Source organism: Streptomyces sp. NPDC053541, from assembly GCF_044544705.1.
Taxonomy (GTDB): domain Bacteria; phylum Actinomycetota; class Actinomycetes; order Streptomycetales; family Streptomycetaceae; genus Streptomyces.
Genome location: NZ_JBITXM010000003.1, coordinates 355,512 through 379,664, shown reverse-complemented (window position 1 = coordinate 379,664; position 24,153 = coordinate 355,512). Strand labels below are relative to the sequence as shown.

At 74.2% G+C, this 24,153-nt stretch carries 23 protein-coding genes and 1 riboswitch; of the genes, 11 read left to right on the top strand and 12 right to left on the bottom strand.

Going from position 1 to position 24,153, the window contains the following annotated elements:
• Positions 1–285 precede the first annotated feature (285 nt).
• Genes ACIGW2_RS08910 through ACIGW2_RS08890 form a run of 5 tightly spaced genes read left to right on the top strand, consistent with a single transcriptional unit; the run spans position 286 to position 4,720 of the window.
• The gene (locus ACIGW2_RS08910) at positions 286–1,905 is read left to right on the top strand and encodes a sensor histidine kinase (protein ID WP_399842221.1); all 1,620 of its coding nucleotides are present in this window, start codon (positions 286–288) and stop codon (positions 1,903–1,905) included.
• 29 nt (positions 1,906–1,934) lie between these two features.
• Entirely contained in the window at positions 1,935–2,315 is a 381-nt protein-coding gene (locus tag ACIGW2_RS08905) for a roadblock/LC7 domain-containing protein (protein WP_356074156.1), read from the top strand.
• The gene (locus ACIGW2_RS08900) at positions 2,312–2,668 is read left to right on the top strand and encodes a DUF742 domain-containing protein (protein ID WP_356074154.1); all 357 of its coding nucleotides are present in this window, start codon (positions 2,312–2,314) and stop codon (positions 2,666–2,668) included. Before ACIGW2_RS08905 ends, ACIGW2_RS08900 begins: the two co-directional genes overlap by 4 nt.
• On the top strand, positions 2,649–3,272 hold the full coding sequence (locus ACIGW2_RS08895) for an ATP/GTP-binding protein (RefSeq protein ID WP_391652035.1): 624 nt from the start codon (positions 2,649–2,651) through the stop codon (positions 3,270–3,272). The genes ACIGW2_RS08900 and ACIGW2_RS08895 overlap by 20 nt, the downstream gene beginning before the upstream one ends.
• The gene (locus ACIGW2_RS08890; protein ID WP_391652036.1) at positions 3,269–4,720 is read left to right on the top strand and encodes a cytochrome P450; all 1,452 of its coding nucleotides are present in this window, start codon (positions 3,269–3,271) and stop codon (positions 4,718–4,720) included. The genes ACIGW2_RS08895 and ACIGW2_RS08890 overlap by 4 nt, the downstream gene beginning before the upstream one ends.
• A gap of 101 nt (positions 4,721–4,821) precedes the next feature.
• Here the strand turns inward: ACIGW2_RS08890 and ACIGW2_RS08885 are convergent, their stop codons facing one another.
• The 4 genes from ACIGW2_RS08885 to ACIGW2_RS08870 all read right to left on the bottom strand — a co-directional run bounded on the left by ACIGW2_RS08885 (position 4,822) and on the right by ACIGW2_RS08870 (position 7,843).
• Positions 4,822–5,889: a hypothetical protein gene (locus tag ACIGW2_RS08885; RefSeq protein WP_391652037.1), complete on the bottom strand. Its 1,068-nt coding sequence runs from the start codon at positions 5,887–5,889 to the stop codon at positions 4,822–4,824.
• A gap of 594 nt (positions 5,890–6,483) precedes the next feature.
• Positions 6,484–6,885: a hypothetical protein gene (locus tag ACIGW2_RS08880; RefSeq protein ID WP_399842217.1), complete on the bottom strand. Its 402-nt coding sequence runs from the start codon at positions 6,883–6,885 to the stop codon at positions 6,484–6,486.
• A gap of 85 nt (positions 6,886–6,970) precedes the next feature.
• Positions 6,971–7,330: a metalloregulator ArsR/SmtB family transcription factor gene (locus ACIGW2_RS08875; RefSeq protein ID WP_361576567.1), complete on the bottom strand. Its 360-nt coding sequence runs from the start codon at positions 7,328–7,330 to the stop codon at positions 6,971–6,973.
• A gap of 150 nt (positions 7,331–7,480) precedes the next feature.
• Positions 7,481–7,843 carry a zinc ribbon domain-containing protein YjdM gene (locus tag ACIGW2_RS08870; RefSeq protein WP_391652039.1) on the bottom strand — a complete coding sequence of 121 codons (363 nt, stop codon included), beginning with the start codon at positions 7,841–7,843 and terminating at the stop codon, positions 7,481–7,483.
• 231 nt (positions 7,844–8,074) lie between these two features.
• On the opposite strand from ACIGW2_RS08870, the gene modA reads away from it, so the two are divergent.
• Positions 8,075–8,875, top strand: coding sequence for a molybdate ABC transporter substrate-binding protein (modA, locus tag ACIGW2_RS08865; protein WP_399842212.1), 801 nt, complete (start codon positions 8,075–8,077; stop codon positions 8,873–8,875).
• Positions 8,876–8,928: 53 nt separating this feature from the next.
• Here modA and ACIGW2_RS08860 read toward each other — a convergent pair whose 3' ends face one another.
• From ACIGW2_RS08860 to ACIGW2_RS08850, 3 genes are all read right to left on the bottom strand, one after another.
• Positions 8,929–9,753, bottom strand: a complete 825-nt coding sequence (locus ACIGW2_RS08860) for a polysaccharide deacetylase family protein (protein WP_399842210.1) — start codon at positions 9,751–9,753, stop codon at positions 8,929–8,931.
• A gap of 159 nt (positions 9,754–9,912) precedes the next feature.
• Positions 9,913–10,803, bottom strand: a complete 891-nt coding sequence (locus tag ACIGW2_RS08855) for a transglycosylase SLT domain-containing protein (RefSeq protein WP_399842208.1) — start codon at positions 10,801–10,803, stop codon at positions 9,913–9,915.
• A 3-nt stretch (positions 10,804–10,806) separates the two neighbouring features.
• Positions 10,807–10,961, bottom strand: a riboswitch (cyclic di-AMP (ydaO/yuaA leader).
• A gap of 380 nt (positions 10,962–11,341) precedes the next feature.
• The gene (locus ACIGW2_RS08850) at positions 11,342–12,334 is read right to left on the bottom strand and encodes an aldo/keto reductase (RefSeq protein ID WP_399842206.1); all 993 of its coding nucleotides are present in this window, start codon (positions 12,332–12,334) and stop codon (positions 11,342–11,344) included.
• A gap of 650 nt (positions 12,335–12,984) precedes the next feature.
• Here ACIGW2_RS08850 and ACIGW2_RS08845 point away from each other — a divergent pair.
• The 4 genes from ACIGW2_RS08845 to ACIGW2_RS08830 all read left to right on the top strand — a co-directional run bounded on the left by ACIGW2_RS08845 (position 12,985) and on the right by ACIGW2_RS08830 (position 18,633).
• Entirely contained in the window at positions 12,985–15,810 is a 2,826-nt protein-coding gene (locus ACIGW2_RS08845; protein WP_399842203.1) for a hypothetical protein, read from the top strand.
• A gap of 136 nt (positions 15,811–15,946) precedes the next feature.
• A complete protein-coding gene (locus ACIGW2_RS08840) occupies positions 15,947–16,198 on the top strand; it encodes an EF-hand domain-containing protein (RefSeq protein ID WP_391652045.1) in 252 nt (83 codons plus the stop codon).
• 122 nt (positions 16,199–16,320) lie between these two features.
• Positions 16,321–17,034, top strand: coding sequence for a GntR family transcriptional regulator (locus ACIGW2_RS08835; protein ID WP_391652459.1), 714 nt, complete (start codon positions 16,321–16,323; stop codon positions 17,032–17,034).
• Positions 17,035–17,316: 282 nt separating this feature from the next.
• Positions 17,317–18,633 carry an amidohydrolase family protein gene (locus ACIGW2_RS08830; protein ID WP_399842200.1) on the top strand — a complete coding sequence of 439 codons (1,317 nt, stop codon included), beginning with the start codon at positions 17,317–17,319 and terminating at the stop codon, positions 18,631–18,633.
• Positions 18,634–18,696: 63 nt separating this feature from the next.
• On the opposite strand, the gene ACIGW2_RS08825 is transcribed toward ACIGW2_RS08830, so the two are convergent.
• From ACIGW2_RS08825 to ACIGW2_RS08815, 3 genes are all read right to left on the bottom strand, one after another.
• Positions 18,697–18,978, bottom strand: a complete 282-nt coding sequence (locus tag ACIGW2_RS08825) for a hypothetical protein (RefSeq protein ID WP_356076507.1) — start codon at positions 18,976–18,978, stop codon at positions 18,697–18,699.
• A 186-nt stretch (positions 18,979–19,164) separates the two neighbouring features.
• Positions 19,165–20,175 carry a SigB/SigF/SigG family RNA polymerase sigma factor gene (locus ACIGW2_RS08820; RefSeq protein WP_399842197.1) on the bottom strand — a complete coding sequence of 337 codons (1,011 nt, stop codon included), beginning with the start codon at positions 20,173–20,175 and terminating at the stop codon, positions 19,165–19,167.
• A gap of 192 nt (positions 20,176–20,367) precedes the next feature.
• Entirely contained in the window at positions 20,368–20,616 is a 249-nt protein-coding gene (locus tag ACIGW2_RS08815) for an antitoxin (RefSeq protein ID WP_391652048.1), read from the bottom strand.
• A gap of 169 nt (positions 20,617–20,785) precedes the next feature.
• Here ACIGW2_RS08815 and ACIGW2_RS08810 point away from each other — a divergent pair, with 169 nt between their 5' ends.
• Entirely contained in the window at positions 20,786–21,982 is a 1,197-nt protein-coding gene (locus ACIGW2_RS08810) for an alpha/beta hydrolase family protein (RefSeq protein WP_399842195.1), read from the top strand.
• A 28-nt stretch (positions 21,983–22,010) separates the two neighbouring features.
• Here the strand turns inward: ACIGW2_RS08810 and ACIGW2_RS08805 are convergent, their stop codons facing one another.
• Positions 22,011–23,333 (bottom strand): sugar ABC transporter permease, encoded by a 1,323-nt coding sequence (locus ACIGW2_RS08805; RefSeq protein ID WP_391652050.1) that lies wholly within the window; start codon positions 23,331–23,333, stop codon positions 22,011–22,013.
• The gene (locus ACIGW2_RS08800) at positions 23,330–24,133 is read right to left on the bottom strand and encodes an ATP-binding cassette domain-containing protein (protein ID WP_356076492.1); all 804 of its coding nucleotides are present in this window, start codon (positions 24,131–24,133) and stop codon (positions 23,330–23,332) included. The genes ACIGW2_RS08805 and ACIGW2_RS08800 overlap by 4 nt, the downstream gene beginning before the upstream one ends.
• Positions 24,134–24,153 lie beyond the last annotated feature (20 nt).

Sequence of the window (24,153 nt, the reverse complement as noted above, 5' to 3'; positions counted from 1 at the left end):
TCCGCTTCATCCAGGGCACATGCCAATCCCGAACTGACTATGCTCCCCACATGTGTTGCGACGCGCTCACGCAGAGTCACGCGCGCGGAAAGGGGCATGGGCGAAACCCGGCCGCGAAGCGCATAGTCGGCCTCTTTGGCTGAGCCGTTCGCACCGCCCCCTTTCCGTCATTCACCTGTTCGTGTTCACCCCGTTCATCAGTCCGCTCATTTCCGTCTGTCGAGGGACCCTTTGATGGTTCGTGCAGCTTCGACCTCCAGAGCCAGGCCGCGGAAAGCGGCTCCGGTGTGGCTCATTCCCCCCGGAGCCCTGGCCGGTCTCCTCGCCATAGGGCTGGTCTTCTCCTCCGCGCAGATACGGGCCTCGCTCGCCTGGTACGGGCTGGCGGCCGTCGCCGTCACGGCCGTCGCCTCGGCCGTGACCACGCGCCGGCTGCTCGCCTCGGACGCGGCCCGCCGCACCCAGGCGGCCACCGAGGCGCGGGAGTACTACGCCCGGCGCGAGGCCGCGCTGCTCGGCCGGCTCGCGGACCAGCGCTCCACCACCCGGTGGATGGCCGACGAGCTGCTGCCGGCGGCGGTGGCCCGGCTCCAGCGGGGCGAGAGCGCGGGCGACATCATGCACTCCGTCTCCCTCGGCGACCACATCGACCCGGAGTTCGGCGAGGCCCTGAAGGACGCCCTGCGCACCCTCCTGGAGGCCGTCGAGGCCGAGGAGAGCACCCGCGACTCCTCCCAGCGGGCGCTGGTCGCGGTCGCCCGCCGCGTCCAGGCGATCGTCCACCAGCTGGCCAAGGACCTGCACGCGATGCAGATCCTGCACGGCACCGACATCGTCGTCTCGCGCGGTCTGCAGGACATCGACCACCGCAACGCGCTGATCGGGCGCCTCGCGGCCAGCATCGCCGTGCTCGGCGACGCCCGGCCCGGCCGCCAGTGGTCCAAGCCGATCCCCCTCTACGACGTGCTGCGCGGCGCCATGTCCCGCATCGTCGACTACCCCCGCGTGCGGCTGCAGGCGGTGACCGAGGTGGCCGTCATCGGCCCCGGCGCCGAACCGCTGATCCACCTGCTCGCCGAACTCCTCGACAACGCCACGACCTTCTCCCCGCCGCACACCCCGGTGGAGGTCACCGCGAGCGAGGTGCCCTCCGGCATCGCGATCGAGATCGAGGACCGCGGCGTCGGCCTGACCGAGGAGGTCCGGCAGCGCATCAACCGCGTCATGACGCAGTCCGCCACCGGAAAGTTCCTCGCGGGCCTCGGCGAGGTCACCCAGCTCGGCCTGCCCGTCGTGAGCCGGCTGGCCCGCGAGCACGGCTGCGAGGTCGATCTGCGCACCTCCGCGTACGGCGGCGTGCGGGCCGTCATCCTCGTACCCCGACGCCTGATCACCACGGTGCAGCAGCCTGTCATGAGAACCCCCGAGCCCCACCGGAAGCGCTCCCGCGGCCCGAGCTTCCCGCCGTCGACGCCTCCGCCGCCGCCCCCCACGATCATCCCGCCCGCGCCGGCCCCGATGCCCGAGCCCGCGTCCGTGCCGGCCCCCGCGCCCGCCGCCCGGACCTCCTCCCCCCGGCACGCCGCCGCCCCGGCCTCTCCGGCCGTCCCGGTCCCCCCGGCAGCCCCGGTCCCTCCGGCCGTCCCGCCGGCGGCGAGCAACGGCACACCGGACCCCGGCACGCCCGGGAAGACCGCCAACGGGCTGCCGCAGCGCCGCCGCGTGTCGCCGGTCCCCACCCCGGTCGTCCGCACCGGCCCCACTCCCCCGCAGACGCCCGCCCTCCCCCGGCGCAACGGCACGCCGCGCCAGCCGGGACTGATGTGGGAGGCGTTCAACGGAGACAAGCGGGCCTCCGCCGATTCCTCCACTCCCCACAGCGATCCGTCAGATGAGGTCGAGTAACCATGCAGCCACTGCCCAACATTGACTGGATGCTCACGGAGCTCGTGGGCAGCGTTCCGTACGTGCGTCACGTGGTCGTCCTCTCCTCGGACGGCCTGTGCATCGGCCAGGCGAACACCACCCCCGACAGCGCCGACGCGATCGCGGCCGCCTGTTCGGGCATCCAGAGCCTGGCCAAGGCCATCGCCCAGATGTTCCCGCACGGCGACGGCTCCACGCGGATGGTCGGCATCGAGGCCGACGGCGGGTACTTCTCCCTGATGGCGGCCGGCCCCGGCGCCTACCTCGCGGTCCTCGCCGACGAGGAGGTGGACGCCGGCCTGCTCGGCGACCGGATGCGCACCCTGGTGGTCCGGATCGGCCAGCACATGACGAGTCCGCCCCGTGATGACGTGCGGCAGGCGATGTGACCTCTGAGAACCACGGCCCTTGGGACGAAGGCACTCCCGTTCCGCTCTACGTCATCACCGGTGGCCAGGGTTCCTCGGCGGAGACCTTCAACCTCGTGACGCTGATCGCGTCGCGGTCCGCGCCCGAGCCCTCGATGCAGCCCGAGCAGGCCGCCATCCTCACCATGTGCCAGTACCCGCTGTCGGTGGCCGAACTCTCGGCCCACCTCAGCCTTCCCTTCAGCGTCGTCACGGTGCTGCTCTCCCAGCTCGTCGAGGAGGAGCGGGTCGAGGCGATCGCACCCGTGCCCGTCGCGGCCTATCCCGAACGCGGCCTGTTGGAGGCGGTGATCCATGGACTACGCAAGCTCTGAGGCCCCCCTGGTGGCCCCCCGCGACACCGACGTGCTGCTGCCGCACGGTGCCCGGGGCGTCAAGGTGGTGGTCGTCGGCGGATTCGGCGTCGGCAAGACCACCATGGTGGGGGCGGTGAGCGAGATCCCGCCGCTGACCACCGAGGAGAGGATGACCCAGGCGGGAGTGGGGATCGACCACAACCCCGGCGCCTCGGGGAAGAGCACCACGACCGTCGCGATGGACTTCGGCCGGATCAGCATCAACGAGGAACTCGTCCTCTACCTCTTCGGAACCCCCGGCCAGGAACGCTTCTGGTTCCTGTGGAACGGCATCTTCGAAGGCGCGCTCGGCGCGGTCGTGCTCGTCGACACCCGCCGGATCGAGGTGTGCTTCGAGGTCATCACCCGCCTCGAGGACCGCCGCGTCCCCTTCGTGGTGGCCGTCAACGCCTTCCCGGAGGCACCGCAGTACCCCCTGCCCGAACTGCGCACCGCGCTGGCCCTCGGCGAGTCCGTCCCCATCGTCACCTGCGACGCCCGCGACCGGGCGTCCTGCCGTGACGCGCTGCTCTCGCTGATGGTCTACCTGTGCACCCTCGCCGCCCAGGAGACCCCCGTATGACCGTCCCGCCCTCCGACCACCCCGGCCCGGAGACCGACCTGCTGCCGCCGCCCGGCTGCCCGGCCCACGCGGCGGCCACCGGCCCCGACGGCACCACCCGGCTGTACGGCCCCGCCGCCGCCACCGATCCGATGGGCCTGTACGAGAAGCTGCGCGCCGAGCACGGCCCGGTCGCGCCCGTCCTGCTCGACGGCGACGTGCGCGCCTGGCTCGTCCTCGGCTACACCGAGAACCGCGACGTCGCCACCCGCGCCACCCAGTACTCGCGCGACCCGCGGGTCTGGCACGGCTGGCGCAGCGGCGAGATCGACCCCGCGACCTCGCCGCTCGTCCCCATGATCGGCTGGCGGCCGGACTGCGTGTGCGCCGACGGCGAGGAGCACCAGCGGCTGCGCGGGGCGGTCACGGCGAGCCTGGACCAGTTCGACCACCGCGGACTGCGCCGGCACATCACCCGCTTCGCGCACCAGCTGATCGACGGGTTCTGCGAGAACGGCGAGGCGGAGCTGGTCAACCAGTTCACCGAGCACCTGCCGATGCTCACGCTGATCCATCTGCTCGGCATGTCCGACGAGGCGGGCCCCGAGCTGGTGCACGCCGCGCGCGACCTGTTCAAGGGCACCGAGACCTCGCTCGCCAGCAACGCCTTCGTGCTGAAGGCGCTGGAGGAGCTGGTGGCGGTCAAGCGGACGCGGCCGGGGCACGACATCGCGTCGGCGCTGATGGCCCACCCGGCCCGGCTCTCGGACGAGGAGGTGCAGCACCACCTGCGGCTGATCCTGCTCGCCGGTTACGAGACGACGGCCAACCTGATGTCCAACGTGATGCGCATGGTGGTCACCGACCACCGCTTCCGCGGCTCGCTGGCCGGCGGTCAGATGACCCTGCCGGAGGCCGTCGAGCAGGTGCTGTGGGACGAGCCGCCGCTGATGGTGTGCCCGGGACGCTGGGCCAACGGGGACACCACGCTCGGCGGGCAGCGGATCAGGGCCGGCGACATGCTGCTGCTCGGCCTGGCCGCGGGCAACGTGGACCAGACGATCCGGCCGGACCCGGCGACGCCGGTGCACCACAACCGGGCGCACCTGTCCTTCAGCGCGGGCAGTCACGAGTGCCCGGGCCAGGACATCGGCCGCATCATCGCCGACACCGGCATCGACATCCTGCTCACCCGGCTGCCGGACATCGCGCTGTCCGTGCCGGAGGAGGAGCTGTCCTGGCGTTCGTCCACCTGGGCCCGGCACCTGACGGCGCTTCCGGTGCGGTTCGCGCCCCGGCAGCCGCGGGCGCAGGACGTGCCGGCCCCGCTGCCGGCGCCGCCGACGCAGAGCAGCGGGATGGAGCCGGCCGCCGGCCCGTGGCCGGAGGCCGACCCGGTCGCCGAGCCGCGGCCCGCGCCGGCGCCCGCCTCCTGGTGGGCCCGGCTGCTGCGGCTGCTGCGCCGCTGACGGTGTCCTCCGCCGGACCCGGGGCCGTGACCGGGTCCGGGTTCCCGTCCGGGTCCGGGTCCGGGTCCGGTGCGGGGATCCGGGTCCGGTGCGGCGGGGGCTCAGGCGCTCGGCGGGTAGCGCTCGTCGAGCCCGCGCTGCTCCGGGACGGTCGGGTCGGCGGGTGCGTAGCGGGGGGCGCCGGTGTACCAGGCGTGCAGTCCGGAGAGGAAGCCGCAGGCGCCGCGCAGCCACGCGTCGAGTTCGGCGCGCTCGTCCTCGTGCAGGCCCACCTGGCGTACGAGGAGGGGGAGTTCGTGGGTCCGCAGGTACTCGAAGTCACGGAGGCGGGAGTTCACCAGGTGGACGGAGGCGGGCACGGCGTCGTGCAGGGGCAGTCCGAGGGACTCGCCGATGACGACGACCAGGTTGTTGACGTCGTGCTCCTCGTGCACCTCCCGTTCGTAGGAGGCGAGGTCGTTGGCGAGGCCCATGAAGTCCATGAAGGCGTCGAGCAGACCGCGGACGGTGCCGCTGTCGCTGATCGCCGTGGGTATTCGTGCCCGCGTGGAGAGTTCCACGGAATAGGGCGCGGTGTGGGCGGCGAAACTCTCCCGGCGGAAGGGCGCGTATTCGATGAGGCTGGGCACCCGGCCGGCCAGGCTGTTGGCGAGTTCGGTCACTCCCGCGTCGATGTAGCGGGCGAGGGCGCGGTTGAATTCCCTGCGCCAGTGCGCGAGCCGGGGCGGGAAGAACTGTTCCTGGAGATCGGCGATTCCGCGTTCGACCGGGTTCTCCGGACTGGGTAGCCGGGCGCCGGGCTCGGGCCGGAGGAAGTCGTGCAGCCGGGCCGTGAAGGCGAGCGCGCCGGGCAGGTCGCCGGTCTGTTTGAAGGCATGGGCGAAGTAGTCGTCCCAGGCGAGCGCCCAGATGTTGAAGCGGTGGTTGAGCCGCAGGTCGGCGGGCGCGGCGTCGGGCAGGCACCAGGCGGTCAGCTGGTCCACGGTCATGGCGTGGAACTGGGAGCGGGTCCATATCCCCCGGTACGCCCCGCGTCCTCCGTCGCCGTGCAGCATGCCCATCTCGCGCGCCCAGGTCTCGGTCTCCGCGCGCAGGCCCGGCAGATACGGGTTCACCCTGAGCGGGTGGGGCATCCACAGCTCGGGGAGCTCGACGGCACGCACGGTCATGGGACCAACCTCCTTCGTTCTTCGGCCCGTTCCACTGTGCGGACCACCTCGCGTCGTTCTCGCTCCCGGGACGTCCGCTCCACCGGATCGATCTCCGTCGCCACTACCACTGACGCCCGACCTTTCCCCTGGGTCCGAACCCCAAACCTGCCCACCTTGGCCGAACTGCAACCCCAAGTGGCCTTATTCCAACCGCACTTGCCTGCAAGCGGTCAGAAGCTGCCCGTTCCGTGCGCGTGCGCTGAGCCGCGACAGGGTGTACGGGACGGGCGTGACGGACGGGGCGCCACAGCGGCCCGCGGGGCACCGCCGACGCCTCTACACCGTCGGGCGGGTCCGTGCCACCCGGCGTACGGGCGGGTGAATCGGCGGGCGCGTGGAGGGCGCGCGCCGGTTCGGGCCACAGGCCGGGGCGGAGCTCGGGCCGGAGCTCGGGCCGGAGCTCGGGCCGGAGGCCGCACGACGGCCGCCGCGCACCGCGGTCCGGCTCGCCGGATCCGGGCCGCTCGCGGCGTGTCGTGATCATGCCGGTCAGGCTAACAGGGCCGTGGCGCCGGACCCTTGGGTTCGGCGCCGGGCCGCCCGCCGGGTGCCTCACGCGGGCTCGGGCAGCTCCCCGAGGCGTGCGGCGACGCGGGTGCGCAGCAGCAGGTAGTCCTCCCAGCGGTGGGCCGGCCGACCCGGCGGGCGCTCGACGGTGCGGGCCGCGCTGATCACCTCGCCCTGACGGAACTGCTCGCGGGTCAGGTCGAGTTCGACGCCGCTGGGCAGCCGGTTCCACCAGTGGTAGCCGTACTGCCGCCCCTCCCGGTGCACTTCGCCGACGACGAGGTCGCCGCCGAAGACGTCGTTCACGACCAGGGCGGTGAGGTCGCAGTGGCCCCAGGCCGGGTTGTCCGGCGTCCACTGGGAGCGGTAGTGGGGCGAGCTGGTGTCGGCGGCCCATGCGGCCCGCAGGGCGGCGTCGAGGTCGAGGAGGTTCCAGGGCGTGGTCATGCCGTCCAGCATGCCGGTCGCCACTGACAGCGGGGCCGCCGAGGGTGGCCGCGGCGCGGGCTCCGGGCCGGGGCCCGGGCCCGGGCTATTCGGGCGGGGCGGGCGGTACGGGCGCGGGGCCGCCGGCGCGGAGGTCGGCGAGCAGTTCTGCCTGTCCGGCGAGGACGCCGGAGAGGATCGAGCGGGCTACCCGCAGGAGCTCGGCGACCTGCGGGTCGGTGAGGGTGTAGTGGACGGCGGAGCCCTCGCGGCGCGCCACGACGAGATTGGCCCGCCGCAGCACGGCGAGCTGCTGGGACAGGTGCGCGGGCTCGACGCCGACCTCGGGCAGCATCTCGGAGACCGCGTGCTCGCGGATGCTGAGCAGCTCCAGGACGCGGATGCGGACGGGATGGCCGAGCGTCTTGAAGAACTCCGCCTTGAGCTGGTAGAGCGGCGTGCTCACGGCGTCCACCACCCGTCCCCGGACGGCGCCGCGGGCGTGTCGCCGCCCGGACGTCCGCTCCCTCGCCAGGTGGATCGCGCGCTGCCGGAACTCGTCGTCATGGGTCCATCCTCGCGTGTCGGCGGCGGGCCGCCGAACCGCCCCCGGTGGTCAGGCCTTCTTCACCACGCTGGACTTGAGCTGCATGGGGCCGAAGCCGTCGACCTTGCAGTCGATGTCGTGGCCGTCGACGCCGTCGACCAGGCGGATGTTGCGGACCTTGGTGCCGGCCTTGATGCCGCTGGGGCTGCCCTTGACCTTGAGGGTCTTGACGACGGTCACCGTGTCGCCGTCGGCGAGGACGTTGCCGACGGAGTCCCGGATCACCTTCGCGCCGCCGTCGGCGTCAGCGGAGTCCGCCCCGGCGGCGGAGGCCGCCCACTCGTGCCCGCACTCGGGGCAGACGAGCAGCGAGCCCATCTCGTAGGTGTAGACGCCGGAGCACTCGGGACACGGGGGAAGGTTCTCGTTCACGCCACGAGTCTATGAGCAGCCTCATGAATTGCGAAAATCGGCAAGTCATGGACGGCCCCTTCGTGCGTTCCTCCTATCGAACTCGCATCCGCGATGGACGGTCGCACATGTTTGTTGCAGATGAGAGCCGGACGCCTCTACCGTGACGCACATGCAGGGCGCGGCCCGCCCCTGAACCCCTCATGCCGTTCGCCTTCCACCCTCGTCCGTTCGCCCCCAGGAGTTCAGACCATGTCCCGCACCCTCGGACTCGGCACCCTCAGACTCGGCGCCGTCGGCACGGCCCTTCTGCTTCCGCTCACCGCCGCCTGCGGCGGGAGCGGCGACGGCGCCGGGAACAGCGGCGGCTCGGGCGCCGCCTCCGGTTCCACGCGGCTGACCGTGCTCGCCGCGGCCTCCCTCACCGACGCGTTCCGGACGGCCGGGGCGGCGTACGAGAAGTCCCACCCCGGTACCCGCCTGACCTTCTCCTTCGCCGGCTCGCAGGAGCTCGTCGCCCAGGTCTCGCAGGGCTCGCCCGCCGACGTCCTGGTCACCGCGGACACCACGAGCATGGACAAGGTGAAGGGCGACACCGGAACGCCGTCCGTCATCGCCGGGAACCGGCTCGTCATCGCCACCGGCGAGGGCAACCCGCTCAAGATCGACGAGCTGAAGGACCTCGCCGACGCCGGGGTCAAGGTGGTGCTCGCCGCGCCCGAGGTGCCGGCGGGCAAGTACAGCAAGCAGATCCTGGACCGGCAGCGGCTGACGGTGAAGCCCGTCTCCCAGGAGCCCAACGTGCGGGCCGTCCTGAGCAAGGTCGAGCTCGGCGAGGCCGACGCCGGTCTCGTCTACCGGACGGACGCCGAGAGCGCCGCGGACAAGGTCGACGCCGTCGACATCCCGGACGCGCAGAACGCCGTCGCCCGGTACCCCGCCGCGACGCTCAAGGACTCGCGGCACGCGGAGGCCGCCGCCGCGTTCGTCGCCTGGCTGTCCTCGCCCGAGGCACAGAAGATCCTCCGGGAGGCCGGCTTCCAGCAGCCCTGACCGGAGCCGGTCAGGGCTGAACAGGACCGATCAGGGCCGGCCCGTACGGGCCGTCAGGGCGTGGTGCGGACGGGGAAGCTGGCCGGGTGACCCTGCTCCTTGAGCCAGGGCAGGATCTGCCGGAGGGCCTCGACGGTCTGGGTGCGGTCGCCGCCGCCGTCGTGGAAGAGGATCGTCGGGCCGTTGGAGAGCTCGCTCTTCACGGTGTTGACGATGGCCGCGGTGCCGGGCAGCTCGAAGTCCTTGGTGTCCACGTTCCAGCCGAGCGGGCGCATGCCCTCGGCCGCGGCGATCTTCCGGCTGTCCGGGGTGAAGGCGCCGCCGGGGGCACGGTAGTACTCGACCTTCGCGCCGCCGGCCGCCTCCTCGATCAGGCGCTTGGCGTCGAGGATCTGCTGCTTCTGGTACGCGACCGGCTTCTTGTCCATGGTGGTGTCGTGGTCCATGGTGTGGTCGCACAGCCGGTGGCCCTCGGCGACGACCCGCTTCACCAGCTGCGGGTGCTCCTGGGCGTGGGGCCCGACCATGCAGAAGGTGGCCTTGACGCCGTTCTCCTTGAGGATGTCGAGCATCCGGGGCGTCCAGCGCGGGTCGGGACCGTCGTCGATGGTGATGCTCACCGACGTCCCGCCGGCCTCGGTGGCGTGCGCGATGCTCTCCGGCACCTTCGCGGGCTTCACCTGGGCCGGGCCCTTGCCGTCCTGCGCGGGCGGAGCCGGCTGCTCCTGGCGCGAGCCCGCGCCGGCGCCCCCGCCCGCGTCCGCACGCGCCTCCGCCTCCGTGTCCGACAGCACGGCGGCCCCCCAGGCGGCCAGACTCAGCGCGATCGCCGAAGCGACCGCTGCTATCTGCGGCTTGTACGTGCCCTTCAGCCCCATGTGGTGCCCACTCCCCGTGTCTCTCCCGACGGATCCCGCTGGAGAGGACGGACGAAAGGCCGAGAAGGTTTCACCTGATCGAGTGAGATGAGTCGTCAGGTGGGCGAGCGCGGCTTGCCGTGTCCGCGGATGCCGGGTGCGGCATCCGCGGACGGTGCGTCAGTAGGCGCCGAAGACGTTGTCGATGGAGCCGTAGCGGTCGGCGGCGTAGTTGCAGGCCGCGGTGATGTTGGCGACCGGGTCGTACGGGTCGAAGGAGGTGCCGGCCACGTGGTAGGCACGGAAGGTGGGGTCGATCACCTGGAGCAGGCCCTTGGACGGGGTGCCGGCGGCGGCGTTGGAGTCCCAGTTGTTGATGGCCTGGGGGTTGCCGGAGGACTCGCGCATGATGTTGCGGTAGATGCCGTCGAAGCTGCCGGGGATGCCCTCGCGGGCCATGATGTCCAGGGACTCGCGGATCCAGCCCTCCAGGTTGTCCGCGTACGTGTAGCCGGCGGAGGAGGCGGAACCGGCCGAGGTCGCGACGGCCTGGACCGCCTTCGGCTGCGCGGCCTTCGCGGAGGCGGCGGCGCCGCCGCTCGTGGCGGTGGCGGCCTTGGCCGCGGTCCTGGGGGCGGCCTTGGTGGCGGCCTTGGTGGCGGCCTTGGTGGCTCCGCTCCCGCCCGCGGCGACGGTGAGCCGCTGGCCGGGGTGGATCAGCCGCGGGTCGCCGCCCACGACGTGGCGGTTGTCCTTGTAGAGCTTCTTCCAGCCGCCGCGCACCCCGTACTTCCCGGCGATCTTCGACAGCGAGTCACCGGCCACGACGGAATACTTCACCGGCGCCCCGTGCACGGACGCGGGGGCCGCGGCGGGAGCCGTGCGGGCCACCTGCTTTGCCACTGCGACGGTCTGGGCGACGGTCGGGGCGGTCTGCGGAGTGGCCGCGCCCGCCGTGCCGGCGGCGGCCAGCGGCAGGGCGAGGGCGGCGCTGCCGGTGAGGCCGACGGCGGCGATGCCACGGGTGAGCGGGGTGTTCTTCGGACGGCGGTGCTTGCCGGTTCCACGCATGGCGAGTCCTCTCCTTCGCCTGCGAGGTGAGCTGTCGGGTTCGGGCAGGAGATGCCCGGCCGCTGCGCGCGGCTTCACCCCGAGCCGTCCCCGGAGGACCGGGGCCGGCGGAGAACGTGGGTCCCCCGCTCCTGCCGGAAGGGTGGTGAGTGCGGTCGACCGGGCGGCGGCAGGATTCGGCGTTTCCGTCCGGTTTCCGGGCGACCGTATGCGAAGACAAATATCGAAAACAAGACGCGAATTCATTCCACCGAATTGATCGGCCGGGGAATTCGAAAGGATCATTCCACCCGCTCCGGACCCCTTCCCCAATTCTTCGCGGCACGGGCCTTCCTGACGTCCCGGCAGCCTTCGCGGGCCTTCCCGGGGAAGGGCGCGGAGTGACCCACCTCACCCCGCTCCGCGCCGTGCCGCACCGTTCGCCTTTTCCCCTCGAATGGCCCCCTTCAGGAATCACTTCGGCATTTCGGCATTGCAGGGCAATAAGCGGACATCGCCCGTTTTGCCAGCTATCGGCCCGGCGGTCCCGGGGCCGGACTCAGGACCAGGCGAGTCGGGCGCGGTGCCGCCAGTAGACGCCGGGCTCTCCCGCCAGGGCGTCGAGCGCGGCGAGGTCCGCCGGGCCGAGGGAGAGCCGGGCGGCGGTGAGGTTGGAGGCCAGCTGCTCCTCGGTCGCGGCGCCCGAGAGCACCACGTCGGCCCAGGGGCGCGCGGCCGCCGCGGCCAGGGCCACGGCGTCGGCGCCGGCCCCGGTGCGGGCGGCGACCGCACGGAGCGCGGCGGTGTCCGCGCCGGTGGCGTTGCGCCCGGCGAGCCGGCCGTTGGCCAGCGCCTCCTTCACCACCACGAGCCAGCCGGCCTCGTGCGCCTCGGCGAGCGCCGGGCCCGCGGAGGGTTCGAGCAGGTTCCAGGTGGCCTGCACGGCGGTGAAGAGCGGCCGGCCCGCGACGCTCACCTTCCGCGCCGCCCGGATCGTCCCGGCCTGCGCCGGGCCGCTGGTGGACAGCCCGACCCGTACCCCCTCGGCGGCGAGGTCCGCGAGCCGGGCGTGCAGTGCCGGGTCCGTGAGCGCGGGACTGTCCGGGGTGACCGAGTGGACCAGGTACACGTCGAGACGGCGCCCGAGCAGGGCGCGGGTCTCCGCTGCCTGGCGCTCGAACACGGCCACGGAGTGTTCCTTCACCTCGTGCGCGGCGACGCCGGAGACGCGCCAGTCGGCGGTGTAGGTGTAGCCCCACTTGCTGCCGACCGTGACCGCCGCGGCCGCCTCCGGGCGCGCGTCCAGCCAGCCGGCGAGGAACTCCTCGGCACGCCCGTAGGAGCGGGCCGTGTCGAAGTAGCGCACGCCGGCCGCGTACGCGGCGTCGAGGAGGGCGTGCGTGCGGTCCCGGAGCGCCGCGACGCTCCGCTCGCCGGGAAGGTCCAGCTCTCGCCCGAGCGTGATGTAGCCGGGCCGCCCGACGGCGGCGGTCCCGAGTCCGAAGCGCGCGAGCGGGCCGGCGGTGGCGGGCGTGACGGCGTCGGCCGGCATGGCGGAATCCCTTCGGCGGTCCACGGGCGGTCGGCGGTGCGCCGACCCGTACCCGACCTTAGGCCGTCCCTTCCGGGTCTTGCCGGGCTGCCGGCTCCCCCAGAGCTTCCCCTGGGTGGGGGTCCCCGGCGGAGCCTGGGAGGGCGCCCCCAGCACCGCGCTCGACGCGTCGTCGCCGGTCGCCGACGGCCCCCTGGGCTTCACCCATGGGCCCCGCGTCGCGTCCGCCCCCTCGGCCTGGCGGCCGGGGAGGTGGGTGGCCCACCTCCGCCGTGTGCTCTTCCCCCGGACCCCGGCGGGCCCGCGGAGACCCCATGCACCGGCCGCCGCTCTCCCCCCTAGCCCTTCGGGCACGGGAGGTGCGCCCGCTCATCCGGCCCGACCCGAAAGTCACGACCCAACGGCGCCGCCCGACCCGGCCCGTGCCCGGCCCTCCGGGCGCGGTGCGGCGCCCCCTCCACCCGTCGGCGGGCCACCGGGTCCCACGCCGTGGGCCCCGGCCGGGCGGGCATCAGAACCGGCCACCCCTCCGCCGCCGGGCAACCCCGTCCCTCCCTCCTCCGTCCTCCGGGATCAAGAGGGACGCCCCCCGGGGGAACGCGGGGCGTCCGCAAGCGTGCTGGACGAGACCGATCGTGAGGATGAACGCCTTGATACGTGTCACACGCGGCGTGACCACCGCCGTGACGCTGCTGGCCCTGGCGGGTGCGTCGCCGGGGCTCGCGTACGCGCAGCCCGGCGGTGCGGGTGCCCGCGCCGGCGGCGCGGCCGTGAACGGGACGGAGCTGCCCGAGGGGTGGCGGATCGTCGGGAGCGGGGCCGGGCGGCAGTTGGTGTGGACGGCCGACCGGGCCGTGCCGATGGGGGACGCCCGGGTGGAGTTCCGGGCCGGCGGGAGGCTGCTCGGCCATCCGGTGGCCGCACCGGACGGGCGGTCGTTCCGGCTCCCGCTCGGGGACGAACGGGTCGACGGCGGCGCCGCGTTGAGCGTGACGGCCGGTGGCCGGCGCCTCGACGCCGAGGAGCCGGCCCGCGCGCCCCGGCTGCGGCCGGCGACGCCCGGCGCCCCGGTGGCGCGCCCGGAGGCGCCGCTGCCGGCCAACCCCGTGGACCCGGGTGTGCCCGGCCCGTACCGCACCACCTCCGGCGAGTACGCGCTGGCGTCGGTCCGGCTGCCCGGCTTCCCCGCGCCCGTCGAGATGCGCGCCGCCGTGACGGCGCCGAGGGACGCCCCGGGGAAGCGGCCGGTGGCGCTGTTCCTGCACGGGCGGCACGGCACCTGCTACACGGCGGGGAGCGAGGAGGACTCGGGCGCGTGGCCCTGCCCGGCGGGGATGCGCCCGATCCCGAGCCATCAGGGGTACGGGGCGGCGCAGCGGCTGCTCGCCTCGCAGGGGTACGTGACGCTCTCGGTGTCCGCGAACGGCGTCAACGGGCAGGACCACGCCGCGGAGGACGGCGGCGCGCAGGCGCGTTCCTCGCTGGTGCGGCTGCACCTGGCCCGGTGGGCCGAGTGGGGCGCGCGCCCGGAGAAGGCGCCGGCGGCGGTGCGGAAGGCCGCGGCCGCGGCCGATCTGTCCCGGGTCCTGCTGGTGGGGCACTCGCGGGGCGGCGAGGGCGTGAACCGGGCCGCGCTCGACAGCCTGTCGGCGCCGCCCGCCGCCCAGGACGCGTACCGGGGCCCGGTGCGGTGGAAGATCCGCGGCACCGTCCTCATCGGACCGACGATCTTCGGCCAGAACCCGGTGCCCGATGTGCCGTCGTTGACGGTCCTGCCCGGCTGTGACGGCGACGTGTCCGATCTGCAGGGGCAGATGTACCTGGACGCGACGCGCGGCGTCGGCCGGGGCACGGCGCTGCACAGTGCGGTGTACGTGGTGGGCGCGAACCACAACTTCTTCAACAGCGAGTGGACTCCGGGCCAGGCGCAGGCGCCGGCCGTGGACGACTTCTGGTCCGACGGCGAGCAGCCGGACCCGGTCTGCTCGCCGGGCACGGCGACCCGGCTGACCGCCCCGCAGCAGCAGACCGCGGGCGCCGCCTACATCGCGGCCGCCGCGCGCCTGTTCGTCGCGGGCGACGACCGGGTGCGGCCGCTGCTCGACGGCACCGGCCGCCGGGCGCCGTCGGCGGGTCCGGCGCGGGTGCTCGCGCACGCGGTCGGGGCCGCCCGCACCCCGGCGTTCGTGCCGGGCTCGGCGCACGCCGGGGCGGCGCTGACCGTGTCCGGTGCGGGCCGGCTGTGCGCGCAGATCGACGAGGACGCGGCCCGCTCGTGCCTGGCCCCCGACGAGAGCGGGCGCTCGCCGCACTTCGCGTTCTGGGAGACCTCGCCCGAGCCGGGGCGGGACGCGGTCGCGCTCCGCTGGACACGGGCGGGCACGCCGGTGACCGTGCGCACGGCGCGGCCGGTGTCCCTGGCGGGTGCCGAGTCGCTGGCCCTGCGGGTGATCGTGCCGCCGAACAGCCGGGGCACGGAGCTGGACGTGACGGTGACCGACGCCTCCGGCCGCCGCGCGGCGCTCGGCCGGGTGCGGGTGGACGGGCTGCCGGGCAGTGAGCGCACCGCCTCCTACTGGGCGCGGGAGGTGCGGGTGCCGCTGGCGCCCGCGGTCCGGGCGGGCCTGGACCTGAAGCGGGCCGCGGCCCTGGAGCTGACCCCGCGCACCGCCGCGGGCCGGGCCTGGCTGGTGGACTCCTGGGGCTTCCGGCCGGGTCTGCCGGCGGTGCGTCCGGCGGCGCTGCCGCGGGTGGACCTGGGCCGGCTGACGGTCGACGAGGGCGACTCGGGGCTGCGGACCTACCGCGTTCCGGTCACGGTCTCGGGCACGGGCAGCGGGCAGGTGCGGGTGTTCTCGCCGGCGCCGGGCGGCGAGGGCTTCACCTCCCGGGTGGTGACGGTCCGTCCGGGGCACCGGGACATCGACGTGAAGGTGCCGGTGGAGGGCAACACGCGCTACGGCTGGGACGTGACCCGCGACGTGTTCGTGAAGGCGGTGCGCGGCGCGGTGGTCGGCGCGCACCGGGGCGGGGTGACGGCGCGGAACGACGACCCGATGCCGGTGGCGCGCGTGACGCCGGTGGCCGACGCGGTCGGCGAGGGGCAGGCGCTGGTGTGGCGGGTCACGCTGTCGCAGCCGGCCGACGCCGACGTGATGGGCGGCTTCTCCTTCCTGGCCCCGGCCGGTGGCGCGCCGGAGCTGTCGACGGCGGACCTCGACCCGGAGTGGGTGCGGGACACCTACGGCTCGGTGCCGGACCCGGCGCGGCCGCTGTCCCGGCCCGAGTACCCGGACTCCTACGCGGCGTTCGCCGTGCCGGCCGGTGAGACGGTCACCGAGGTGCGGGTGCCGACCGTGAAGGACGGGATCGCCGAGCCGGTGGAGGCGCTGCGGGCGGTGCCCTTCGTGTACGACGCGGAGTGGCGTCAGGTGCCGGGCGCCGAGGTCACGGGGACCGTGCGGGACGCCTCGTAACAGCGACTCGTGGCGTGTGGACGCCGGGGGCGCCGGGGGCAAACTCGCGGGGCGCTCCCGGCGTCCTTTCCGTACGACAGCAGGCAGACGAACGCCGGCGGCGACGGACGGCGGCCGGGGACAGGACGGACACGCGATGAGCGACAGGGCCCGGATTCTCTTCGACGCGCTCGACCTCGACCGCGACGGCACCCTGACGCGCGCCGAGGTGATCGCCGCGCTGCGCGCCAAGGGGCCGACCCTGGTGGCGCAGGGGGTGATCCCGGTCTGGGGCCTCGGGGACGCGGAGGCCTCCTCGGCGCTCTTCGACGAGGCCGACGCGAACGGCGACCGGGTGCTCAGCTTCGAGGAGTTCGCCGCGCTGGTGAACCGCCGCTTCGGCTGGTGACCCGGCCGCGTTCCGCGAGCGGTGCGGGCCGCGCGCCCGACGTATCCTCGGCGCGGACCGGCGCGGACAGGCGCGGGTGGCGCGGCGAGGGACGGTGGGCGGACGTGAAGAGGTCGGAGCCGGTGGCGGACGGCGGGAAGAGCGGCGGAGCACGGGCCACCGGTACGGGCACGGGGCCGGGTGCGGGCCCGGGCGCGGCGGCGCCGCTCAGCGCGCGGGCGCGCGAGGAGGTGCTCCAGCGGATCGTCGACCGGCGGTACGCGCAGGGCGCGCGGCTGGTCGAGCGGGAGGTCGCCGAGGAGCTGAGCATGTCCCGGGTCCCGGTGCGCGAGGCCCTGCGGGCGCTGGTCGCCGAGGGGCTGCTGGAACTGCTCCCGCACAGCGGTGTCCGGGTGCGGCGGCTTGAGCGGGCCGACGTGGAGCATCTGTACGAGGTGTGGGAGCCGCTGTCCGTGCAGGCCGCGCGGCTGGCGGCGCGGGCCGCGGCGGCGGGCGACGACGCGGGCCTGGAGGCGCTGGCCGCGGCGCTGCGACAGGCCGAGTCGGCGGCCGCGGCGGACGAGGCGACCCGGGAGGTGGCCGCGCACACGGCCTTCCACGAGGAGGTCGTGGCGATGTCGGGCAATCCGCTGCTCGCGCGCATGATGGAGCAGCTGAGTTGGCAGCTGCGGCTGCTGTTCGGGCTGCGGGCGGAGCCGGAGCACATGCGGGCGCAGCACGCGGAGATGCACCGGCACATCGCGGCCGGTGACGAGGAGGCCGCGGCGGCGAGCACGCTGCTGCACGTGCGGGACAGCCGGGCGGTGGCGCTGCGGAGCCTGTTCGGCGGGGAGTGACGGGGCGCCGGAGCGGCGTCCCGCACCGGGTCCCGGCGCGGCTGGACCGGACGTCCGGCGGAACGTGCGTTCCGCCGGGCGTCCGGCTGGTCGGGCAGCCGTGGGCCGCCCATCCCACCCACGGATATTTGTATACCAGGAAGCCCCCGGGGCTTACCTCCGCCCGCCGCTCCATGGCCTTTCCCCGGAATTTCTCACCTTCCGATCACCACCCTTGTTCACCACGGAGAGCTTGGTATACAAAATCGGGAAGCCTCCGCGTCCCGACCTCAAGGAGTCCCCATGCAGCTCTCCCGTCGCACCATGCTCGCCGGTGCCGCCGCCCTGGCGGGCACGACGGCCGCCACGGCCGCCGGGGCCGGCGCCGCGCAGGCCGCGCCGTCGGCGCCGGACGCGCACGGTGGTGGCGACGGGCGGCCGGCGAAGGCGGTCGTCTTCCGTGACGTGCGGCCGTTCGGGGCCGCGAAGGCCACGGATCTGGTGGTGGTCGACGGCCGGATCGCCGAGGGGCCGGCGCCGCACGGGGCGCGGGTCGTCGAGGGCGGCGGGCGGATCGCGTTGCCGTCGCTCGTGGACGCGCACATCCACCCGGACAAGACCACGTGGGGCGGCTCCTGGGTGTCGCGCCGCCCGGCGAGCGGCATCGCCGACTACGTGGAGCAGGACGTGCAGCTGTTCCGCGCCCAGACCCGTCCGGTCGCCGAGCGCGCCTACGGGCTGATGTCGCACGCCGTCGCGCGCGGCACCCGGGCCATGCGTGCGCACGCCGACGTGGCACCGGCCTACGGACTGGCGGGCGTCGAGGGCCTGGTCGAGGCGCGCCGGCGGCTGCGGCACGCGCTGGACGTGCAGATCGTGGCCTTCCCGCAGCACGGGGTGGTGCGCACGCCGGGCACCGCGCGGCTCCTGGAGGACGCGGCCCGCAGCGGCGCCGACATGATCGGCGGCATCGACCCGATCGGCTTCGACCAGGCCCTGGACGAGCAGCTCGACCTGGTCTTCGGGATCGCGGACCGGCACGGCGTCGGGGTGGACATCCACCTGCACGACCGCGGCGAGAAGGGCCTCGCGGCGATGCGCGGGATCATCGACCGGACCCGGGCGCTGTCCCTGGCCGGCCGGGTCACCGTGAGCCACGTCTTCTGCCTGCCCGGCCTCCCGGACCGCGAGCTGGGCGCGATCGCGGCCGACCTGGGCGAGCAGGACATCGCGCTGACCACCGTGGCGCCGTCCGACTCGCTGGTGCTGCCCGTCGCGCGGCTGCGCGAGCACGGGGTGCGGGTCGGTCTGGGCTCGGACGGGGTGCGCGACTCGTGGAGCCCGTTCGGCGACGCGGACATGCTGCACCGCGCGCACATCCTCGGCTGGGTGACGGACATCCGGCTCGACGACGAGCTGGCCGACTGCTACACCACGGCCGCGCACGGCGGCGCGGACGTGATGCACCTGCCGCACGCGGACCTCACGCCCGGCTCGCCGGCCGACTTCGTGCTGGTGCGCGGCGAGTGCCTGCCGCAGGTCGTGGTCGACATGCCGCGCCGCGACCTGGTGGTGCACGGGGGCCGGGTGGTCGCCCGGGACGGCGAGTTCCTGGCCTGAGCCGGCCACACCCGCCGTCCCGGCGCCCGGTCGCGGCGTCCGTCCCGCCCCGCTTCCGCGCCGCTAGGCCGCCGTGGGGCGGGGCGGGGTGCGGGCGACGCGGACCGGGCCGACGACGGTCAGCGGGACGCCGAGGCGCTCACAGAGCCTGCGCGCCCGGGAGAGGGCGCTGAGGGAGGCCGGGGACGGGTCGGCGGTGGGCAGCTGGATCCGGACCAGGCGTGGCCGGTGGGACAGCAGCAGTGCCTCGGTCTCCAGGAAGGCCGCGGCCCGGCTGGTGACGTCGAGGTCGCGCAGGAACGACAGGTGCAGGACGCCGTCCTCGAAGGCGTGGCTGATGAGCATGACGATCTCCTTCCGCCGCCCGGTGGCCGCCCCCGCCTCGCGGCATGCCGGACGGCATGAGCGGGGCAGACGGCGGCTCACCCAGTATGCGGAGAAGGATGCCGGTTGCACCCTTTCGTGCGGCGTGTCGGGAGACGGCGCACGGCGCCGGGAACCGCCCGGGGGCGCGTGGCGCCCCGGGGGCGGTCAGGCCGGGTGCGGCGGGGGAACCGGGCCGTCGTCGGCGAGCAGTCCGGCCCGCAGTTCCGCCAGGATCCGGTTCAGCAGCCGGGAGATGTGCATCTGCGAGAGGCCCAGGCGTTCGCCTATCTCGGCCTGGGTGAGCTCCTGCCCGAAGCGCATGGACAGGATGCGCCGGTCGCGTTCACCCAGTCGGGCGATGAGCGGCTTCAGCGCGGCGAGGTCCTCGATGAGCTCGTACGAGGGTTCCGGCGCGGCGAGCCGGCGGCTGACCAGCGGCGGGGCGTCGTCGTCCTCGGAGAAGGAGACGTCCAGGGAGCGGGCGGTGTAGCCGCGGGCGGCGAGCTCGCCCTCGGCGACCCGCTCCTCGCTGAGGTGGAGGTGTGCGGCGACCTCGGCGCGGCTGGGCCGGTGGCCGTGGCGCTGCTCCAGCAGGTCGCCGGTGCGGGCCAGGTCGATGCGCAGCTCCTGGAGCCTGCGGGGCACCCGTACGGCCCAGCTGGTGTCGCGGAAGAAGCGCTTCATCTCGCCCACGACGGTGGGCAGCGCGAAGGCGGAGAACTCGATGCCGCGTTCCGGCTCGAACCGGTCGATGGCCTTGATCAGGCCGATGATGCCGACCTGGACGATGTCCTCGCGCTGCTCGGGCCGGTTGCGGAAGCGGCGGGCGGCGAAGCGCACCAGGCTGAGGTTGAGCTCGACCAGGGTGTTGCGCACGTAGGCGTGCGCGGGCGTGCCCGGTTCCAGCTCGCGCAGGCGGGCGAGCAGCGCGACGGAGAGGGTCTGGGCGTCGTCGGTGGAGACCCGGGTGGGCCGGTCGATCTCGGGCAGTCCGGCGAGGGCGGCCCGCCGCGTCTCGGCGGCGGAGCTGCCGGCGTCCGGCAGCGGCGCCGCCGGCTCGCAGGCCGGATCGGGCGCGGCCGGAGAGGTCGTCGCCGGGTGGCCGGGCGTCGGTTCGGGGGGCTTCGGGTCGGGGGCCGCGGCGTGTGCCGGGGTCCGGGCGGCTGAGGTGGACATGAGGCTCCTTCGACGGTGGCGATGGGCCTCCGCCGCGCCGGTGGGCGTGCGGCGGGGTCGTCGGTCGAGCGTCCTGAAGAAAGGATTCCCTTTTGTGCCGGTTTGACACGAAGAAGATGGTGTTCGGTCTCCGGCCGGAAACGCGCCCGCCCGGCCGGGCGACGAAGCCCGGCCGGGCGGTGGGGGCGCGGTTCACTGCTGCGGCGGGGGCTCCCGGCGCTCGGTGCCGGCATCCGTACCGGGACTGGTGCCGGGGCCGGTACCCGTACCCGTGCCGGAGCCGCCGAACTGCTGCTTGAGCCGGTCCTGGGCGGTGTCGACGTGACGGGCGTACTTGCCCTGGGTCCTCTGGTCGACCATGTCGCCGGCCTTGTCGACGGCCTTTCCGGCCTGGTCCTCATGCCCCTTGAGCATCTGCTTGAGCTTGTCCATCATGGACATCGCGGCCCTCCTCGGACGGCCCCCCTGGTCCGTCCCAGCATCCCGGACCCGCCGGTGGCACGCATCCGCAGGGCGGAGGGGACGCTCCGACCGGGGGTCTACGCCGGGGCGCGGAGGTCCGACCGTGGTCGGACGCGGCGCGGGGACCCGGCGCCGTAGCGTCCTTCGCATGATCACCTTCACCCGGGCGGCCGTGACCGCCCTCCTCGCCTGCGCGGTCGCCTTACCCGCCACCGCCCTCCCCGCCCAGGCCGCCGGACCCGTCGCCTCGGCCCCGGCCGCGCTCCGGACCGCCGCCAACGCTTCCGTACCGGCCCTCGAACTGCCCGCCCCGACCGGCCGTTTCGCGGTCGGCAGCTCCGTGCTCCACCTCGTCGACCGTTCCCGCCCCGACCCGTGGGTGCCCGCCGCGGACGGCCGGGAACTGATGGTGACCCTGCACTACCCGGCGGCCCGCGGGGCGCAGGGGCCGCCCGCGCCGTACGCGCACGAGGCGGTGGCCAGGGCCGCCCTCGCGGGCGTCGGGGTGACGGATCCGGCGGCGGTGAAGGCCGTGGCCGGGATGGACGCGCACAGCCGTCTCGACGTGCGCCCGGCGCCCGGCCGGCACCCGCTGGTGGTCCTGTCCCCCGGCTTCGGGGTGCCGCGCTTCACCCTGACGAGCCTGGCGACCGAGCTGGCCTCGCGGGGCTACGCGGTGGCCTCGGTCGACCACGCCTACGAGGCCTCGGCGATCGCCCTGCCCGACGGGCGGCTGCTCGGCTGCGTGGCCTGTACGGCCCTGGAGGAGGGCCGGATCAAGGGCTCCGACGTCACGGCCGCGCGGGCGGCGGACGTGCGCTTCCTGCTCGACCGGCTGACCGGACCGCACCCGGCCTGGGCGTACGCGCGGAGCATCGACCGCGGCCGGATCGGCATGGCCGGGCACTCGATCGGCGGGGCGGCGGCCCTGAGCACGATGCTGGCCGACCGGCGGGTGGACGCCGGGGTGAACATGGACGGCGCGTTCTGGGACGGGCTGCCGGCGGGCGGCCTCGGCGGGCGCCCGTTCCTGATGCTGGGCACCGATGACGAGATGCACCGTCCGGGCGGTGTGGACCGCAGCTGGGACGCCACCTGGCCGGGCCTCGACGGGTGGAAGCGCTGGCTGACGGTGACCGGCGCCGACCACTTCACCTTCAGCGACGCGCCGGTGATCCAGGCCCACTTCGGGCTGCCCGCCGGGCCGATCCCGGCCGGCCGGGCGCTGGCGGTGACCCGCGCGTACGTCACGGCCTTCTTCGACCAGCAGCTGCGGGGCCGTCCGCAGCCGCTGCTCGCGGGCCCGAGCCCGCTGAACCCGGAGGTGCACTTCCAGCAGCCGTGACGCGGCACGGGCCGCGGGGTGGGGCCGCTCAGGCCCGCCCCGCGGCCTTCTGGCTGCGCCGGGACAGGGAGTCGACGACCACGGCGGCCAGCAGCACCGATCCGGTGATCATGAACTGGACGGCGTTGCTGACGCCCATGATGTTCATGCCGGACTGGATCGAGCCGATGACCAGCGCGCCGAGCAGCGCGGACCACACGGAGCCGCGTCCGCCGAAGAGGCTGGTGCCGCCGATGACCGCGGCGGCGATGACGTTCATCAGGAGGTTGCCGCCGCCCGAGGTCTGGCTGGCGGACTGGATCTGTCCGGCGAGGAAGAGCCCGCCGACGGCGGCCATCGTGCCCGCGATGGTGAAGACGCTCATGCGGACGAAAGGCACGCTGATGCCGGCCCGGCGGGCGCCCTCGATGTTGCCGCCGACAGCGAAGATCTGCCGCCCGTAGCGGGTGCGGCGCAGCACGAAGTCGAGCACGACCAGCAGGATCAGGAAGATCAGCAGGGCGAGCGGCAGGCCCTGGTAGCGGTTGAGGATGTACGCGGCGGCGAAGGCGATGGCCGCGATGACGAACGTGCGCAGCAGGATCTCGGCGATCGGCCGGTACGGCACCCGGGCCGCCTGCCGGCGCCGGGCGTCGAGCAGCGAGGCCAGCAGGAAGAGGCCGACGCCGACGGCCGCGGTGACATAGGCGGCGGCCGGGCTGTGGAAGAGGGTCGAGTAGAGCTTGGAGACCACGCTCTCGCTGGGGATGTTGACGGTGCCGGTGGAGCCGAGGACCTGGAGCATCAGACCGTTCCAGGCGAGGTTGCCGGCCAGGGTGACGACGAAGGCGGGCACGCCGACCTTGGCGAAGAAGAAGCCGTGGATGAGTCCGACGGCGGCCCCGCCGGCCAGGGCGACGAGCAGCGCCAGCCACTGGTTCATCCCGTTGTTGACGTTGAGCACGGCGAAGAGGGCCGCGCACAGGCCGCTGACCGAGCCGACGGACAGGTCAATCTCGCCGAGCAGCAGCACGAAGACGATGCCGACGGCGATCATCCCGGTGCCGACGATCTGCTGGCTGAGGTCGGAGAGGTTCTGCGCGGACAGGAAGGTGCTGTCCAGGCTGCCGAAGACGGTCCAGATGACGATGACGGCCACGATGACGGGCAGCGAGCCGAGTTCGCCGCTGCGCATCTTGCGCCGGAACTCGCCGAGGTAGCCGCGGAAGCCCTCCTCCCGGACGATCAGCCGGGTGTCGACGGCGGGCAGGGACTCGGGCGCGGGGGCCTGTGCGCCGCCTTCGGCGGGGCGCCCGAAGCGCCCGGTCCCCCGGTCGCCGGTGTCCCGGTCACGGTCACGGTCGCCGGTCATGGCAGCCCCTCCTCCCCTCGTGCCTCGCGTTCCTCGCGTTTGCGGGCCTGGCGGCGGGTGACGGCGCTGTCGGTGGCTCCGGTGATGGCCGAGATGATCTCCTCGGTGGTGGTGGACCGGCGGTCGAAGACGCCGTTGTTGCGGCCGAGCCGGAGCACGGCGATGCGGTCGGCGACGGCCATCACGTCGACCATGTTGTGGCTGATGAGGATGGTGCCGAGGCCGTGGTCCCGGAGCCGTTCGACGAGGTCGAGCACCTCGGCGGTCTGCTCGACGCCGAGCGCCGCGGTGGGCTCGTCGAGGAGGACCACCCGGGGGTCGCCGATCAGCGAGCGGGCGATGGCCACGGTCTGCCGCTGGCCGCCGGAGAGGGAGGCGACCGGGATGCGGACCGAGGGGATGCGGATGGACAGGGTGTCGAGCAGTTCACGGGAGCGCTGCTCCATGCGCACCTCGTCCAGCACCCCGAAGCGGCGCAGTTCCCGGCCGAGGAACAGGTTGCCGACCACGTCGAGGTTGTCGCACAGCGCGAGGTCCTGGTAGACCGTGGCGATCCCGAGGTGCTGGGCGTCGTGGGGCCGGTTGATGGAGACCCGCCGGCCCTCCCAGGCGATGACGCCCTCGTCGGGCGGGTTGACCCCGGCGATCGCCTTGATGGCGGTCGACTTGCCGGCGCCGTTGTCGCCCACCAGGGCGACCACCTCGCCGGCGCTCACGTCCAGGTCGAAGCCCGACAGGGCCTGGACCGCGCCGAAGCGCTTGGAGATCCCCCGCAGTGACAGCACTGGTGCTTCCGGCACGGCGACCGCCTCCGACCACG